Raw genomic sequence first — 15,353 nt, 5'->3', positions numbered from 1 at the left:
TCCAAATGATGAGGCTGACACACAGGATGACCGCCTTGTCGGGTCACCCTTAGCTACGCTGTGGCCAGGCTCGGTGCCCGCGACGGACGACCAGGGGTGTCGTGTACCCGATCTCACCGTCCCGACCTAGCACTCTGGGTTCGAGAGTGCCAAAGCCATTTTTAGCACTCGCCGATAGCGAGTGCAAGGTCGATGGGTGCGGAGACCGCGAGAACCCGGCGCTCCCCCGCCGGAAATACCTCAGAGGCTGTCGGTGACGCGGAGCGCGAGCGCCAGGAAAGCATCCGCGCGCCGCTCTTCCGGACTCCGTGGTTCCCCCTCGTCGATGGTGACGAATTCGGCATCGTGCAGGAGCAGCTCCGCTTCGACCCGCATGATCGCGCGGATGAACGGCGGCGCGACCTCGGGCGGCAGATCACCGTTGACCACGTAACTGCCATCGGACAGGGATTCGGTGGAGACGTAGGTGAGCGCGCGCAGCAGATCGTCCCGGTGTTCCCCGGCGACCAGATCGGGGTCCGTTTCATCCGCCATTGCTATAGGTTACCGGGACTACCACCCTCACCGGGAGCGCCGACGCGAACGCAGACGACTCGCCACCGCTTCGCCGACCGCGACGACGATGCCCGCCCGTGCCCGGTTTCCGCTGGTCATCGGGCACACCACTACCCGAGGGCTACTGTTTACCGGCGACGATCTGCTGCAGGATCTCGACCAACCGCGCCTTGAGCGCATCTTTACGCAGGCCCGCATCGGACAGGATGCCCGCCCCGTTCTCCTGTTCCAGGATCGCCAGCAGGACGTGTTCGGTGCCGATGTAGTTGTGGCCGAGCCGCAGCGCCTCCCGGAACGTCAGTTCCAGCGCCTTCTTGGTTTCGGCGTCGAAGGGCACGAGTCCGCTCATCTTGCCGCTGGAGGTGGCGGCCTTCAATTCTTCGGGCGAGATCGCCGCACCCGGTTCCGCCCCCGATGCCGCGATGGCGGCGGCCGCGAGATCGGCCGGCGCGACCCCCTGGTCGGCGATGAGCCGGACCGCCAGGCTGTCGGACTCGCTGAGCAGGCCGAGAACGAGATGGGGCAGGTGGATCTCGGCACTACCGGCGCCGCCGGCCGCTTCCTGGGCGGCGACGACCATGGTCCGGGCCCGTTCGGTGAATTTGGCGAAGCCCGCGTTGGGGTCCATTTCGGCCGACGGATCCCCCGGCGGCTTGGGAACGAAACGTTTCTGCGCGGCCTGTTTGCTGACGCCCATACTCGCGCCGATTTCGGTCCAGGAGGCGCCGGAGCGGCGGGCCTGGTCGACGAAGTGGCCGATCAGGTGGTCGGCCACATCGCCGAGGTGTCCGGCGGCGACCACCGCGTCGGTCAGTTGTTCCAGGGCATTGTCGGGACGGGCTTTTTTGATGACCTCGATGAGGTCGTCCAAACGCACTGGCGAGTTCATGCGTCAACTATAGGTTGACGCATGGTCATCGTCAACCGAGAGTTGACGATCTCAGTTCCGGCCGCTCGGCCGTCGCAACCGCAGGCGGGAATCCCCACGTAGCACCGGCCGCCGGATCTCCGGCCGGCGCAGCACCGGCATCCGGCGATCGGCCCGCCGCTGAGCCCGCCGTTCGGCCGGTTTGTACTGCCAGGTCTCGGGCCGGGCGGCCACCCACCGCTGCGAGTACCAGGCGAACGGGATATGCCCCAGATAAACCACGATCAGCACCAGCAACAGCACAATCGGGTAGGTGATCAGCGCGGCACCGGCCAGCGCAACCAATACCAGCAACCCCGCGGCAGCCTGCGGGGCCACCGAGACCGATTTCATGGCCAGCGTCGGAATCGTGCTCACACACAATGCCGCGGTGAACACCGTCCAGGCCGCGACGATCGGAAAACTGGTCCACCAGCCGTCACCGAACTGGACGAACAACGCGATCGGCGCCATCGCAATCAGCGCACCCGCGGGCGCGGGGACGCCGACGAAGTACTCCCGCGCCCAATCGGGCCGGGTGTCGTCGTCCATCAGCGTATTGAACCGCGCCAGCCGCAGCACGATACTCACCGCGTACAGCAGCGCGATGATCCAGCCCGCGCTACTGCTTTCACCGTCGAACAGCACGACATAGATCACCAGCGCCGGCGCCACCCCGAACGAGATGGCGTCGGATAGTGAATCCAGCTCCGCACCGATCTTGGTGGTAGCCGACAGCAACCGGGCCAGCCGGCCGTCCAGGGTGTCGAGCACCGCGGCGGCGCCGATCATGGCCAGCGCGATCTTCAGTTCGCCTTCGAGGCCGAACTTCACCGCGGAGAGCCCCGAGCACAGCGCCAGGATCGTGACGATACTGGGCAGCAACCTGATGGACCGGCGCCGCCTGCCTTCGATGACCTGCTCCATCACGACCCCGCCGACGGCAGAACCGCCAGCACCGTCTCCCCTCCGATCGTCCGCTGCCCGGTGTTCACGAGCAGTTCGGTACCGGCCGGGAAATACGTATCGACCCGGGAACCGAATCGGATCAGGCCGTAGGTGTCGCCGATGGTGATCCGGTCACCGGGAGCAGCATCACAGACGATCCGCCGCGCCAGCAGTCCAGCGATCTGGACCACCACCACCTGTTCGCCGGATTCGGTGTCGATCACCATGCTGTTGCGCTCGTTGACCGCGCTGGCTTCGGGGAGGTCGGCGGATTTGAAACTGCCGTGCTGGTATTGCACATCGCGGACCACACCGGAAACCGGTGTCCGCTGCACATGCACGTCCAGAACGGACAGGAAGATGCTCACCCGCGGCAGCGGCCGATCCCCGAGACCGAGCTCGGCAGGCGGGGCGGCGGTATCGACGAGCGCCACCTCACCGTCGGCGGGCGCCACCACGACGCCCGGCCGGTTCGGCGGCACCCGGTGCGGGTGCCGGAAGAATGTGGCACTCGCCGCGGCGGCGGCCAGTCCGGCCCGCCGTAGCCAGGGGCGACGCCGGCCTGCCAGCGCCACGGCCAGCGGCGCGGCTACGAACGGCAATCCGGCCGGGTGCATCGGCGGGACCGCTTTACGCACCAGATCGGCCAGATGGCCCGGCCCGGTACGTTCCGGGGTACCGGGCGGAGTGGGACGGCGTGCCACAGATTCCTCTTTCATACTCGATTCGATCCACTCGGACCGACGGTACGGTCGGACACCTGCGGCATCCCGGCCGAACCTGTCGGCGCAAGCGTTCACACCTTACGCCGAGCAGGGTATTCGTGCCGGGTGTCGCCGCAGGTCTACCTCCTGACGACCAACTTCACCAGGAACAACAGGATGACCGCGCCGGCCAGGCAGGTGAAGAAGCTGAACCACCAGCCACCTCCCGCGACGTCGACCCCGAAGGCCGCGAGCAGGAAGCCGCCGAGCAGACCACCGACGACACCGACCACGATATTGAGCAGGATCCCCTGTTGTGCATCGGTTTTCATGATCTTACTGGCTATCCAGCCGGCAATCCCGCCGATGATGATCCAGCCGATTATGCCGAGACCGAGCATGAGTGTCCCTCGCTATCTGTCCGGTTACGCGCTCGCGGAGGCGAACGCCTACCCGGGCGATACCCGGGCACCGTCCGGATAACCCCTGGAGGAAAATCGGATATGAGCTGCCATCGCGCGAACACCGAGCTAATATGAGGGTGCCTCATGTCTTCGGATTGCCCGGCAGACGTCAGCCGACGCCGGGCGAGGAATCCACATCGAATCGGGTCAACCCTCGCGGCGATGCCGCCGCAGGTACATAGGAGAAGCACCATGGCTACTCAGATCGCCCAGACGACCGGGGCGCAATTCACCGCGATCCTGGGACTGGGCGTCTATCGCCCGGCGCGCGTCGTCACCAACGACGAAGTGGCCGGGCCGATCGATTCCAGCGATGAGTGGATCCGCACCCGCTCGGGTATCCGCACCCGACGATTCGCCGACGATTCCGAAACCATCCACTCGATGAGCGTCGCGGCCGCGCGCGGCGCCCTCGAATCCGCCAAGATCGCCGCCGACCAGGTCGACTGTGTGATCGTCGCGACCTCCACCCACCTGTTGCTCACCCCGGCCGCCGCGCCCCGCATCGCCACCGAACTGGGCGCGGGCGGCGCCGCAGCCTTCGATATCTCCGCCGGATGCGCCGGTTTCTGCCACGGCCTGGCCATGGCCTCGGACCTCGTCCGTGCCGGTACATCGTCGCGGGTGCTGGTCATCGGCGTGGAGAAACTGACCGACACGATCAACCCGGCCGATCGCAGCACCGCATTCCTGTTCGCCGACGGCGCGGGTGCCGTTGTGGTCGGCCCGGCCGACGAACCGGGTATCGGCCCGACCGTATGGGGATCCGACGGCACCCAGCACCAGGCGATCCGGCAGGACAAGGACTGGATCGAGTTCTTCACCGAGATCGAGGAGAAGGGCCTCGACGCCGTTCGGCCCTACCTCGCGATGGAGGGCACGGCGGTGTTCCGGTGGGCGGCGCATTCGCTGGAGAAGGTATGCCGCGACGCGGTCGACCGGGCCGGGCTGGCCATGGACGACCTGGACGCCATGATCCCGCACCAGGCCAACGGCCGGATCATCGAGATCATGGCGCGGGTGCTGAAACTTCCGGAGAACTGCGCGCTGGCCAACGATATCGAGGAGGCCGGCAACACTTCGGCAGCCTCGATTCCGCTGGCCATGGAGACCCTGCTGCGAACCGGCCAGTCGAAACCGGGCGATACCGCACTGCTGATCGCCTTCGGCGCCGGACTCTCCTACGCGGCGCAGGTCGTGAAGCTGCCGGAGTTCAGTTCGCCTCGACCGCTTTCTTGATCTGCGCCAGCGATTCGTTCATCCCGCGGACCAAGCTCTCCTCGAAGGCTTCTTCGCCGCCGAGCATCGCGTTGATCAAGGTCTGCGAGACCCAGGTGGTGCCGTTGGGGACGTCGCGGCGTTCGGTGAGCCGGGTTCCGTCCGCGGTCGCCTCGAGCGTGTAGGTCCAGACGGTGCGGTTCTGGCTGACCCGGAACGCCAAGGCGCTGTTCTTCTCGTAGCGCAGGATGCGCGAGGTGGTCGGCCAGAACTTCCAGCCGTCGCGGTTGAGGTTGACGGTGATCACGCCGGCCTTCGGTTTGCCGATCGGGATCATGCGCACGCATTGCGGGCTGAATTCCGGCATCCGGCGCGGGTCGGCGAGCACCGCCCAGACCCGGTCCGGCGCCGCGGCGATATCGATACTGGCTTCCAAGTTCTTCGGCACCATTGCCTCCAGGTAGCTGACACTCCAAGTATCAGAAAGAGTAGCGATCGGCTTCGTCTCGGTCACATTTTCCCGGCCGGCATATCGATAGCGTGGATCCGGAAGCAGAATCGAGGCGTAAGACCCGCCGGTTCAGTTAACGCCAACGCAAGGACGACACGCCACCAGCAAACACTCAGCTACGGTAAGGTGATGGGCCGTGAACCTTCGCTCGCTATTACGCCGCCAGAACTCCGAGGGCCTACCCAAGCTGCCCGCCCTCGAACCGGATGACGTCGTCGGCGACGACCGCGTCGACGAGCGGCTGGAACGTCTGCTCACCCCCACCGAACTCGATATGGTGCGCAGACACCGGGTCTGATTCTGCCGGCCCCGAGCCCGGCGAAACCGGGCCCTCGGCCATCCTCAGCCGCAGATCCCACCCGCGCTTGCCGCCCACCCCGATGGTTCGGCACAAGAGCCCCCTCGAACCAGGCGTTACGCAGGCAGCGCCATAAACACAGAACCCACCTCCCACGTCGGTTCACCTCGATGGTTGAGTGCCCGTCTCGGATCTACACCAACTGCACCCGAGACGCCGCGCCACCACCACGAATCCACCCGCTTCGATTCGGATCACCTCCATGGTTCGGGGCCCGTCTCGTTCTGGAGCGACAGAGCGGGGGAGCGAAGCGGAGGAGCGGCGGAGTGAAGAACGAGACCAAGGGGGCCCCGAACCCCGCGACGCCGGAGGCGGCGCCATAGTTACAGTACGCTGCTGGTCGCGCCGGAGGCTCCGGCGTGGCTGATCTCGGGGAATGCGTTATGAAGCGAATTTCAACTGTTGTCCTGGCCGCTACCGCCACCGCGGCGCTGATGCTGACCGGTTGCTCGTCGGAAGAACCCGCCGAAGCGTCCGGGCTCCGCAAGAACACCGCTACCGGGCAGACATCGCCGCAGACCGAATCCGAGACCGGCGACACGAACGAAACCCCCGCACCAGGCGAAACCCCCGAAGCCTCCGAGGCGCCCGCGCAGACCTCCGCCGCCGAAGAGGAAGCCCCCGTCTCCGAACGAGCATCCGACACCACATGCGCCCAGTTCGCCCAGCTCGACGAACCGGAGCAGCAGCAGTTGGTGCAGACGATTCTCGCCGAGAACCCCGATTCCACCTTCGTCGGCAACCCCAATGCCGCCCTCGGCACCGCGAAACTGGTCTGCAATTCCAGCAAACTCGCCGATCAGAAGGTCGCCGTGGTCTCCGGGATCGTCGTCAACGGGTGAGGCGCCTTTCTCCGCGCGCAGAATAGACACTGTGGCTGAACTGGCTTTGACCGCCCGACTGAATTCGTCCGCCGCGGATGCCCGGCGGGGGGTGATCCGGCTGCACCCGGAAGTGCTGACCGCGCTGGGACTACGCGAATGGGACGGGATCACGCTGGTCGGCGCCCGCCGGACCGCCGCCGTCGCCGGTCGCGCCCCGGCCGATACGCCGGCCGGCACCGCCCTGCTCGACGATGTGACCCTGTCCAACGCCGGGTTGCGGGAGAACGCCACCGTGGTGGTCTCGCCCGCGGCAGTGCACGGCGCCCGGCATATTTCGGTGAGCGGGTCCCGGCACGCCACACAGTCGATACCGGCCGCTACCCTGCGGCAGGCGCTGCTCGGCAAGGTCGTCACCGTCGGCGATACGGTCTCACTGCTGCCCCGCGATCTCGGCCCGGATATCCCGTCGTCGGCGGCCAGCCAGGCCTTGTCGCGGGCGTTCGGCATCGCCTGGACCTCCGAACTGCTCACAGTGGTCGCCACCGAGCCGCCCGGCCCGGTGAGCGTGCAGCCGAATTCGGCGGTCGAATGGACCGCGGGCGCGGGCGCCGGGAGTCAGACGGCGGTGGTGCGGGTCAACGGACAAGGTGTGCCGGACCAACCGCTGATACCGAGCCATCTCGACACCGTCTGCGAAACCGACCTTCCCGGAGCCGTACCGGTGACCAGCACACCCGCCACCGGAGTCCGCGTGGAAGAACTGGCCGGTGCACGCCAGCAGGCCGCCAAACTCGAAGAATGGCTGAGCCTGGCGCTCGACGAACCCGAATTGCTGAAAGCGCTGGGCGCCGCGCCCCACCTGGGCGTTCTCATCACCGGACCGGCCGGGGTCGGCAAGGCCACGCTGGCGCGGGCGGTGGCCGCACCGCGCCGGGTGGTGGAGTTGGACGGCCCCTCGGTCGGCGCCGCCGAGAGCGGAGCCCGGTTACGCGAGGTGGCAGCCGCTGTGGCCGCAACCTCGGGTAAGGGCGGCATACTGCTCATCACCGATATCGATGCCCTGCTCCCGGAACCGGCCGAACCGGTGGCCATCCTGATCCTGGATCAGTTGCGCGCGGCGGTGGCCGAACCGTGTGTGGCATTGCTGGCGACCACCGCGCATCCCGCCGCGGTCGATTCCCGGCTGCGTGCGCCGGACCTGTGCGATCGCGAACTCGCGCTGGCCCTGCCCACGGCGGCCATTCGTAAGGCCCTGCTCGAGCAGTTGCTGGCGAAGGTGCCCACCGGTGAACTCCGGCTCGAGAAGATCGCCGCGTCCGCGCCCGGTTTCGTGGTCGCCGATCTCGCGGCGCTGTGCCGGGAGGCGGCGTTGCGAGCTGCGGCGCGGGCCAGCCGGGAAGACAGCACCGAGCCCCGGCTGGAGCACGAAGACCTGCTGGGCGCACTGGAGGTGATCCGGCCGCTGTCCCGGTCGGGAACCGAAGAACTGGCGATCGGCAGTCTCGGCCTCGATGACGTCGGCGATATGGCCGAGACCAAACAGGCACTCACCGAGGCGGTGCTCTGGCCGCTGCGGCACCCCGATTCGTTCGCCCGGCTGGGAATCGAACCACCCCGCGGAGTCCTGCTGTACGGCCCGCCGGGATGCGGGAAGACTTTCCTGGTCCGTGCGCTGGCGGGTAGTGGACAGCTGAGTGTGCACACGGTCAAGGGCGCGGAGTTGATGGACAAATGGGTCGGCTCGTCGGAGCGGGCGGTGCGTGAACTGTTCCAGCGCGCCCGCGATTCGGCGCCGTCGCTGATCTTCCTGGACGAGGTGGACGCGCTGGCGCCGCGGCGCGGGCAGAGTTCCGACTCCGGGGTCGGTGACCGCGTGGTCGCGGCCCTGCTGACCGAACTGGACGGGGTAGAACCGCTCCGTGACGTAGTGGTGCTGGGGGCCACGAACCGTCCGGAACTCATCGACCCGGCACTGCTGCGGCCGGGCCGCCTCGAACGTCTGGTGTTCGTTCCACCGCCGGACGCGCAGGCCCGGGAGGCGATCCTGCGAACGGCGGGGCGCTCGGTCCCGCTGACCGAATCGGTGGACCTGCCCCGGCTGGCCGCCGACCTGGACGGTTTCTCCGCCGCGGACTGCGCCGCACTCCTGCGCGAAGCCGCGCTCGCCGCAATGCGCCGCGATGTGCTGGCCGCCGATGTCACCGCCGACGATATCGCCGCCGCACGCCAGGCCGTCCGGCCTTCACTCGACCCGGCTCAGGTCGAGGCACTACGCCGCTATTCCGAACGGTGAGTACTGCCGGCGACGCCGGTTACGACTGAGGTCGACACCGCTGCGGCCCGGTCGCCGCAGCACCCCTGTCCGTTATGTCTGACCTGCGCAAATCGTTGCCGAACGGTAGCCGAATACGGACCGAGGTCCGCATACGTGTACGATTGTGCCAGTTCGTGCTCGCATATGATGAGCGCGCAATACCCCGCCGCCCCTGATTCCGACGGAGGTAACGCTTGCTCGCCATCCTGCTTGCACACGCCCTGGCCGCGCTTGTCGCGCCCGCAGCCGTGCGAGCAGTAGGGCGTAAGGCGTTCTACCCGCTGGCACTGGTACCGCTGGTCTCCCTGGGGTGGGTGATCGCCGGATGGAACGACGTCCAGCAGGTCAGCTACGCCTGGGCACCCACCATCAACCTCTCGCTGCAGCTGCGGTTCGACTCCCTCGCCACCGTGATGAGCGCGCTCGTACTCGGTATCGGCGCACTCGTGCTCGCCTATTGCGCCCGCTACTTCGACGACGACGAACCGAAGCTGGGGTCCTTCGCCGCCTGGCTGGTCGCGTTCGCCGGGGCCATGTTCGGACTGGTCACCAGCGACAACATGCTGCTGCTGTTCGTCTTCTGGGAGATCACCACGGTGCTCTCCTTCCTGCTGGTCGGCCACAACTCCGACAGCGCGGCCGGGCGCCGGTCGGCATTGCAGGCACTGCTGGTCACCGGCGCGGGTGGGCTGGCCATGCTCGGCGGCATCGTCGTACTCGGGCAGGCCTACGACAGCTATCTGCTCTCCGGCCTGCTCGCCCGGGAGTCGCCGGGCGGGATCGCGGTGCAGGTCGGGCTGGTGCTGGTACTGATCGGCGCGCTCAGCAAATCGGCCATCGTCCCACTGCATTTCTGGCTGCCCGGCGCGATGGCCGCCCCCACCCCGGTCAGCGCGTATCTGCATGCTGCGGCCATGGTGAAGGCAGGTGTCTACCTGATCGCCCGCCTCGCGCCCGCGTTCGCCGACGAACCGGTCTGGCGGCCGTTGATCCTCACCCTCGGCCTTGCCTCGATGTTGCTGGCCGGCCTGCGCGCCATGCAGGTCACCGACCTGAAACTGGTCCTCGCCTTCGGCACCGTCAGCCAGCTGGGCTTCCTGGTGATCATGGTCGGCCTGGGCACCCCCGATGCGGCACTGGCCGGTGTGGGACTTCTCCTCGCCCATGCCCTCTTCAAGGCCTGCCTGTTCCTGGTGGTCGGCATCATCGACCACGGCGCGGGAACCCGCGATATCCGCGAACTGTCCGGTCTGGGGCGCCGTGCGCCCGTCCTGCTGGGCACCACCGTCCTGGCGGCGCTCAGCATGGCCGGAATTCCACCCCTCTGGGGTTTCGTGGCCAAGGAATCGGCATTGGCCGCCGAAATCGCCGCCGACCCACCGCTGAGCGGTACGGGGAAATGGCTGCTCCTCGCCGGTGTGGTGCTGGGGTCCATGCTCACCGTCGCCTACAGTGCGCGTTTCGTCTGGGGCGCCTTCGCCGACAAACCCGGGATCCGGGTTCCGGACTGGCACGCTCCCGGACCGGCGTTCCTCGCCGCTCCCGCGCTGCTGGCGCTCGGCTCGCTGGGCGCCGGACTCGCCGCTCCCTGGGTGGACGGCCTGCTCGCGCCGTACGCGAAGACTCTGCCCGGAGAACTGACCGGGCACCTGCAACTGTGGCACGGCCTGACCTGGCCACTGTTGCTCACCGTGGTGATCATCGCCGTGGGTGCGCTGTTCTTCTTCCGGCGCGACTGGTTCGGTGAATCGACGACACTCCTCGGCAACGCCGACCGCGGTTACGATGCCGCCCTGCGCGCCATGGACCGGGCATCACTGCGGATGACCGGTTCGGTGCAGCGCGGTTCCCTCCCGCTGAACCAGGCCGTCATCTTGGGCACCCTGGTAATTCTCCCGGCGACCGTGCTGGCCCTCGGCACCCGCACGGGAGTCGAGCTGCGGCTCTGGGACCGCCCGCTGCAACTGGTGATCGGCGCGATCATGATCGCCATGGCCCTGGGCGCCACCGTGCTGCGCAACCGCCTGGCAAGTGTGCTGGTGGTCGGGCTCACCGGCTACGGCTGCGGCGTGATCTTCGCCCTGCACGGCGCACCCGATCTGGCGCTGACCCAGTTCCTGGTGGAAACGCTGACACTGGTGGCCTTCGTCCTGGTCCTGCGCGCTTTCCCGGCCGAGATCGGGCCGGAACAGCAGGCCGGCTTCCAGATCGGCCGGGCCGCGATCGCCGTCGCCGCCGGTATCACGGTGCCCGTGCTGGCGGCCTTCGCCACGGCCGCGCGCAGTACCGAACCGATCTGGGAACGGATCCCCGCGGCCGCCTACGAATTCGGCGGCGGTAAGAACGCGGTCAACGTACTGCTGGTCGATATGCGCGCCTGGGACACCCTCGGCGAGATATCGGTGCTGCTGGTGGCCGCCACCGGCGTGGCCTCGCTGGTGTTCCGCAGCCGCCGGTTCGGCCTGCCGCCGCGGGCGGCCGACGCACCGAACTACAACCCGGGGAAAGTGGGCTGGTTGCCCGCCGGCCGGCTGGTGGACCGCCGGGACCGGTCGATGGTCCTGCAGATCACCACTCGCCTGGTGTTCCCGACGATGATGGTGCTGTCGGTCTACTTCTTCTTCTCCGGCCACAACGCCCCCGGCGGCGGTTTCGCCGGCGGCCTCATCGCCGGCCTCGCACTGGTCCTGCGCTATCTGGCCGGCGGACAGTACGAACTGGGTGAGGCGCTGCCCGTCGACGCCGGTCATCTACTTGGGGCCGGTCTGATCCTGGCCGCCGGAACGGCCACCGTCCCGCTGCTGTTCGGCGCGCCGCCGCTGCAGTCGGTCATCCTGGAGGCCACCCTTCCGGTGCTGGGGCACGTCAAGCTGGTGACCTCGCTGTTCTTCGACCTCGGTGTCTACCTGATCGTGCTCGGACTGGTCCTGGACGTACTGCGCAGCCTCGGCGCGCGACTCGACGACGAGCTGGTGCAATCATGAGCGCAAACCTCACCCTGCTGACCGTCGTCGGAGTCCTGGTGGCCTGCGGTGTCTACCTGCTGCTCGAACGCACGGTCACGAAGATGCTGCTCGGCATCCTGCTGGTCGGCAATGCCGTCAACCTACTCATCCTCACCATGGGCGGCCCCGACGGCGCACCGCCCATCCAAGGCGCGACCGATACCGTGCGCGACACCATGGCCGACCCGCTCGCCCAGGCCCTGATCCTGACCGCCATCGTCATCACCATGGGTGTCGCCGCGTTCGTCCTGGCACTCGCGTATCGCTCCTACATCCTGACCACCAGCGAAAAAGTCGAGAACGACCCGGAGGATGTCGGGATCGCCGAGCGCGAGCGGGAGGAACCCGAAGAATGACCCTTCCGCAGACCCTGCTTCCCGTCCTGGCACCGCTGCCGGTGCTCATCCCGCTGCTCACCGCCGCCGCGACCCTCATCGTCGGCCGCCGGCCCCGCTTCCAGCGGGTTGTCGTCATGGTCGCGCTCACCGCCGCCGTCGTGGTGTGCGCCTTCATGCTGTATCTGGCCGATCGCGACGGTACGGTCGCGGTGCAGGTCGGCGGCTGGGAGAGCCCGATCGGTATCACCATCGTGGTGGACCGGCTGTCGGCGGCGATGCTGCTGGTCTCGCAGATCGTGCTGCTCGCCGTCGCCGCCTACGGCGCCGGGCAGAATATCGGCGACAGTAAGGTGCGCCAGCCGACCTCGATCTTCTGGCCCACCTATCTGGTGCTCAACGGCGGTGTCTCGATGGCCTTCCTGGCCGGCGATCTGTTCAACCTGTTCGTCGGCTTCGAAATCCTGCTGGTGGCCTCGTTCGTCCTGTTGACCCTCGGCGCCACCGCCGAACGCATCCGCGCAGGTGTGTCCTATGTGATGGTGTCGATGGTGTCGTCGCTGATCTTCCTGATCGGTATCGCCGTCGTCTACGGGGCCACCGGCACCCTGAATCTCGCGCAGCTGGCCACGCGGATGGATAGCGTTCCCGACGGTATCCGCCAGGCGGTCTACGCCGTCCTGCTCGTCGCGTTCGCCATCAAGGCGGCGGTGTTCCCGCTGTCCAACTGGCTGCCCGATTCCTACCCCACCGCCCCCGCACCGGTCACCGCGGTCTTCGCCGGCCTGCTCACGAAGGTGGGTGTCTATGCCATCGTGCGCACCCAGACCCTGCTGTTCCCCGATGGCGGCTTCGACAATCTGCTGCTGATCGCCGGCCTGCTCACCATGCTGATCGGCATATTCGGCGCGATCGCGCAGAACGATATCCGCCGGCTGCTCTCCTTCACGCTGGTCAGCCATATCGGCTACATGATGTTCGGGGTGGGGATCGCGAGCAAGATCGGCCTGGCCGGCGCCGTGTACTACATCGCGCACCACATTCTGGTGCAGACCGCGCTCTTCCTGGTCGCCGGTCTGATCGAGCGACAAGCCGGGTCCACCTCGCTGCGCCGAGTGGGCGGAATGGCCGCGGCGAGCCCCATATTGGCCGCGTTGTTCCTGATCCCCGCGCTCAACCTCGGTGGAATACCGCCCTTCTCCGGTTTCATCGGGAAGGTCGCGCTCCTGCAGGCGGGCGCCCAGGACGGCAGTGCCCTGGCCTGGATCCTCGTCGCCGGATCGATCGTGACCAGCCTGCTCACGCTTTATGTGATGGCCCGGGTGTGGAGCAAGGCGTTCTGGCGGCCGCGGGAACAGGCCCCGGACGGCCATCTGGTCTCGGCGACACTGCCCTCGCTGGTCGAGGACAACACCGACATGCTCTACGACGAACGCACCGACCCCGGCCGGCTGCCCGCCATGATGGTGCTGCCGACCGCCGCATTGGTCGCGGTGGGTGTCGCGCTCACCGTCTGGGCCGGTCCGGTACTGGGCATCGCCGACCGCTCCGCCGCCGAACTACAGGACCGCGGGATCTATATCGGCGCCGTCCTCGACGGGGGCACGAAATGACCCGGCTGCGGCTGGCACTCAGCCGCGACAATATCCATCGCCTCGGCGTACTGCTCTGGCTGACGGTCGTGTGGGTCGCGCTGTGGGGGCAGATCAGCCCGGCCAACGTGCTGGCGGGCCTGGCGGTCGGAACGGTGATCATGGTGGCGCTGCCGCTGCCCCGGATCCCGGTACGCGGCCGGCTGCGAATATGGCCGCTGCTGAAACTGCTGGCCGTGAGCGTCTACTCCGCGATCGAATCGAGTCTCCAGCTCGCCTGGTTCGCGCTACGACCCGGACCGGCGCCCGTATCGGGTGTGCTGGAGGTGCAGTTCGCGTTCCGCTCGGATTTCGTGATGGTGCTGTGCACCAACCTGCTGAACCTGATCCCCGGCACCATGGTGCTCGAGATCGACCGGGAACGCTGCGTGGCCTACGTCCACGTCATCGATGTCAGCAGCGATAAGGCGGTCACCAGCTTCTACCGCACCATCCGGCAGATCGAAGCACTGCTGATCGCGGGCCTCGAGAACCGCGCAACCCCGCTGCCCACTCAGGAGGTGAAGCCGTGATCGTCGTAGCCGTAGTGGCCGGCATCCTGCTCTCGGCGGCCGCATTGATCACCGGGTACCGGATCCTCGCCGGCCCCGGCACCCTCGACCGAGTGGTCGGCATCGACTCGATCATCGCGATGGCGATCTGCGGTCTGGCGGTCTGGGCCGCCTACAGCCGCGACACGTCCGTGGTACCCGCCATCGTCGCACTCTCCCTGGTCGGTTTCCTGGGATCCGCGGCCGTCACCCGCTACCGGGTCCGGGACGACCGATGAGCACGATACTGAACTGGCTGTCGGGCACACTGATCATCATCGGCGCGCTGATGGCGCTCACCGCGGCCATCGGGATCGTCCGCTTCCCCGACACCCTGCTACGCATGCACGCCGCCACCAAACCACAGGTGATCGGCCTCAACCTGGTACTCGCCGGAACCTGCCTGCGGGTCTACGACGACCCGAACGTCTGGATGCTGATACTCGTGGGCCTGTTCACCCTGCTCACCGCCCCGGTGATCGCCCACCTCATCGGCCGCACCGCCTACCGGGAACGCCGCTACCGCGCCGACCTGCTCGTAGTCGACGAACTCGGCGACAAACTCGACAAGTAAAGGTGCCTGCCCAGACGGGTCCCCCGGCAGACCCGCGAACCTCGTAGCTGCCGAACTCGAGCCGCGCCGAACCCGAGAGTGACCAACCTCGGTGCCGAGTCCAGCGAGGCCCTGAAAGGTTTCGGCCCGGGGGGGGGGGGGGGGGGGGGGGGGGGGGGGGGGGGGGGGGGGGGGGGGGGGGGCGGGGGGGGGGGCGGGCGGGCGGCGCGGCCGCCCCCACCGCCGCCCGGGGCGCGACAGGGTGGTGGTGGCTCGCCGCCACAATCGGGTGCCTGGAAGCAGTTCTCCACCCTGGCCCGGCGCCAGCTGCGGCTGATCCTGGCCGACCGCGGACCGGTTGCACCAAACCCAGCGCGCACCCGCCCTGCCGCTGACGACCGCCTGGATCGACCGCTTGCGGGCCGCCGGAATCGCGGCTACCGTTTCTGGCGCCGGCCCCACGGTGCTCGCACTC

16 protein-coding genes and 1 pseudogene are annotated in these 15,353 nt (G+C 67.8%); 11 read left to right on the top strand and 6 right to left on the bottom strand.

From position 1 onward, the window contains the following. Window positions 1-240 precede the first annotated feature (240 nt). The 5 genes from QH196_RS02210 to QH196_RS02190 form a co-directional block, all read right to left on the bottom strand. Complete coding sequence (locus QH196_RS02210) at window positions 241-534, bottom strand: DUF222 domain-containing protein (RefSeq protein ID WP_033246356.1); 294 nt, start codon at window positions 532-534, stop codon at window positions 241-243. 142 nt (window positions 535-676) lie between these two features. After that, on the bottom strand, window positions 677-1,444 hold the full coding sequence (locus QH196_RS02205) for a Clp protease N-terminal domain-containing protein (protein ID WP_280414059.1): 768 nt from the start codon (window positions 1,442-1,444) through the stop codon (window positions 677-679). 51 nt (window positions 1,445-1,495) lie between these two features. Further along, window positions 1,496-2,389, bottom strand: a complete 894-nt coding sequence (locus QH196_RS02200) for a CDP-alcohol phosphatidyltransferase family protein (RefSeq protein ID WP_280414058.1) — start codon at window positions 2,387-2,389, stop codon at window positions 1,496-1,498. After that, on the bottom strand, window positions 2,389-3,114 hold the full coding sequence (locus QH196_RS02195; RefSeq protein ID WP_280414057.1) for a phosphatidylserine decarboxylase: 726 nt from the start codon (window positions 3,112-3,114) through the stop codon (window positions 2,389-2,391). Before QH196_RS02195 ends, QH196_RS02200 begins: the two co-directional genes overlap by 1 nt. A 140-nt stretch (window positions 3,115-3,254) precedes the next feature. Beyond that, complete coding sequence (locus QH196_RS02190; RefSeq protein ID WP_062977869.1) at window positions 3,255-3,515, bottom strand: GlsB/YeaQ/YmgE family stress response membrane protein; 261 nt, start codon at window positions 3,513-3,515, stop codon at window positions 3,255-3,257. Window positions 3,516-3,770: 255 nt separating this feature from the next. On the opposite strand from QH196_RS02190, the gene QH196_RS02185 reads away from it, so the two are divergent. Continuing rightward, a complete protein-coding gene (locus QH196_RS02185) occupies window positions 3,771-4,817 on the top strand; it encodes a beta-ketoacyl-ACP synthase III (RefSeq protein ID WP_280414056.1) in 1,047 nt (348 codons plus the stop codon). Here QH196_RS02185 and QH196_RS02180 read toward each other — a convergent pair. Next, window positions 4,792-5,244, bottom strand: coding sequence for an SRPBCC family protein (locus QH196_RS02180; protein ID WP_280414087.1), 453 nt, complete (start codon window positions 5,242-5,244; stop codon window positions 4,792-4,794). The two genes, QH196_RS02185 and QH196_RS02180, sit on opposite strands and share 26 nt — an antisense overlap. A 199-nt stretch (window positions 5,245-5,443) precedes the next feature. Between QH196_RS02180 and QH196_RS02175 the strand changes: the two genes are divergently transcribed. From QH196_RS02175 to QH196_RS02130, 10 genes and pseudogenes are all read left to right on the top strand, one after another. Beyond that, window positions 5,444-5,605, top strand: a complete 162-nt coding sequence (locus tag QH196_RS02175) for a hypothetical protein (RefSeq protein WP_280414055.1) — start codon at window positions 5,444-5,446, stop codon at window positions 5,603-5,605. A gap of 443 nt (window positions 5,606-6,048) precedes the next feature. Beyond that, window positions 6,049-6,507 (top strand): hypothetical protein, encoded by a 459-nt coding sequence (locus tag QH196_RS02170; RefSeq protein WP_280414054.1) that lies wholly within the window; start codon window positions 6,049-6,051, stop codon window positions 6,505-6,507. 31 nt (window positions 6,508-6,538) lie between these two features. Further along, a complete protein-coding gene (locus QH196_RS02165) occupies window positions 6,539-8,782 on the top strand; it encodes an AAA family ATPase (protein WP_280414053.1) in 2,244 nt (747 codons plus the stop codon). Window positions 8,783-8,997: 215 nt separating this feature from the next. Further along, on the top strand, window positions 8,998-11,787 hold the full coding sequence (locus tag QH196_RS02160) for a Na+/H+ antiporter subunit A (protein ID WP_280414052.1): 2,790 nt from the start codon (window positions 8,998-9,000) through the stop codon (window positions 11,785-11,787). Further along, entirely contained in the window at window positions 11,784-12,164 is a 381-nt protein-coding gene (locus QH196_RS02155; RefSeq protein WP_280414051.1) for a Na(+)/H(+) antiporter subunit C, read from the top strand. The genes QH196_RS02160 and QH196_RS02155 overlap by 4 nt, the downstream gene beginning before the upstream one ends. Next, window positions 12,161-13,756 carry a Na+/H+ antiporter subunit D gene (locus tag QH196_RS02150; RefSeq protein WP_280414050.1) on the top strand — a complete coding sequence of 532 codons (1,596 nt, stop codon included), beginning with the start codon at window positions 12,161-12,163 and terminating at the stop codon, window positions 13,754-13,756. Before QH196_RS02155 ends, QH196_RS02150 begins: the two co-directional genes overlap by 4 nt. After that, on the top strand, window positions 13,753-14,307 hold the full coding sequence (locus tag QH196_RS02145) for a Na+/H+ antiporter subunit E (RefSeq protein ID WP_280414049.1): 555 nt from the start codon (window positions 13,753-13,755) through the stop codon (window positions 14,305-14,307). The genes QH196_RS02150 and QH196_RS02145 overlap by 4 nt, the downstream gene beginning before the upstream one ends. After that, window positions 14,304-14,564 carry a monovalent cation/H+ antiporter complex subunit F gene (locus tag QH196_RS02140; RefSeq protein ID WP_062977854.1) on the top strand — a complete coding sequence of 87 codons (261 nt, stop codon included), beginning with the start codon at window positions 14,304-14,306 and terminating at the stop codon, window positions 14,562-14,564. Before QH196_RS02145 ends, QH196_RS02140 begins: the two co-directional genes overlap by 4 nt. Continuing rightward, window positions 14,561-14,899 (top strand): monovalent cation/H(+) antiporter subunit G, encoded by a 339-nt coding sequence (mnhG, locus tag QH196_RS02135; RefSeq protein ID WP_280414048.1) that lies wholly within the window; start codon window positions 14,561-14,563, stop codon window positions 14,897-14,899. Before QH196_RS02140 ends, mnhG begins: the two co-directional genes overlap by 4 nt. Before the next feature lie 325 nt (window positions 14,900-15,224). Then, window positions 15,225-15,353 (top strand): annotated as a pseudogene (locus tag QH196_RS02130) (homoserine kinase); the annotation flags it as partial.

The sequence above is a fragment of the Nocardia carnea genome, from assembly GCF_029868325.1.
Classification (GTDB): domain Bacteria; phylum Actinomycetota; class Actinomycetes; order Mycobacteriales; family Mycobacteriaceae; genus Nocardia; species Nocardia carnea_C.
This window is presented reverse-complemented; position numbering and strand designations above follow the sequence as displayed.

Coding starts and splice junctions, on each gene's coding strand:
- QH196_RS02210 (WP_033246356.1), bottom strand. CDS start 534: ATGGCGGATGAAACGGACCCCGATCTGGTCGCCGGGGAACACCGGGAC.
- QH196_RS02205 (WP_280414059.1), bottom strand. CDS start 1,444: ATGAACTCGCCAGTGCGTTTGGACGACCTCATCGAGGTCATCAAAAAA.
- QH196_RS02200 (WP_280414058.1), bottom strand. CDS start 2,389: ATGGAGCAGGTCATCGAAGGCAGGCGGCGCCGGTCCATCAGGTTGCTG.
- QH196_RS02190 (WP_062977869.1), bottom strand. CDS start 3,515: ATGCTCGGTCTCGGCATAATCGGCTGGATCATCATCGGCGGGATTGCC.
- QH196_RS02185 (WP_280414056.1), top strand. CDS start 3,771: ATGGCTACTCAGATCGCCCAGACGACCGGGGCGCAATTCACCGCGATC.
- QH196_RS02170 (WP_280414054.1), top strand. CDS start 6,049: ATGAAGCGAATTTCAACTGTTGTCCTGGCCGCTACCGCCACCGCGGCG.
- QH196_RS02155 (WP_280414051.1), top strand. CDS start 11,784: ATGAGCGCAAACCTCACCCTGCTGACCGTCGTCGGAGTCCTGGTGGCC.
- QH196_RS02150 (WP_280414050.1), top strand. CDS start 12,161: ATGACCCTTCCGCAGACCCTGCTTCCCGTCCTGGCACCGCTGCCGGTG.
- QH196_RS02145 (WP_280414049.1), top strand. CDS start 13,753: ATGACCCGGCTGCGGCTGGCACTCAGCCGCGACAATATCCATCGCCTC.
- mnhG (WP_280414048.1), top strand. CDS start 14,561: ATGAGCACGATACTGAACTGGCTGTCGGGCACACTGATCATCATCGGC.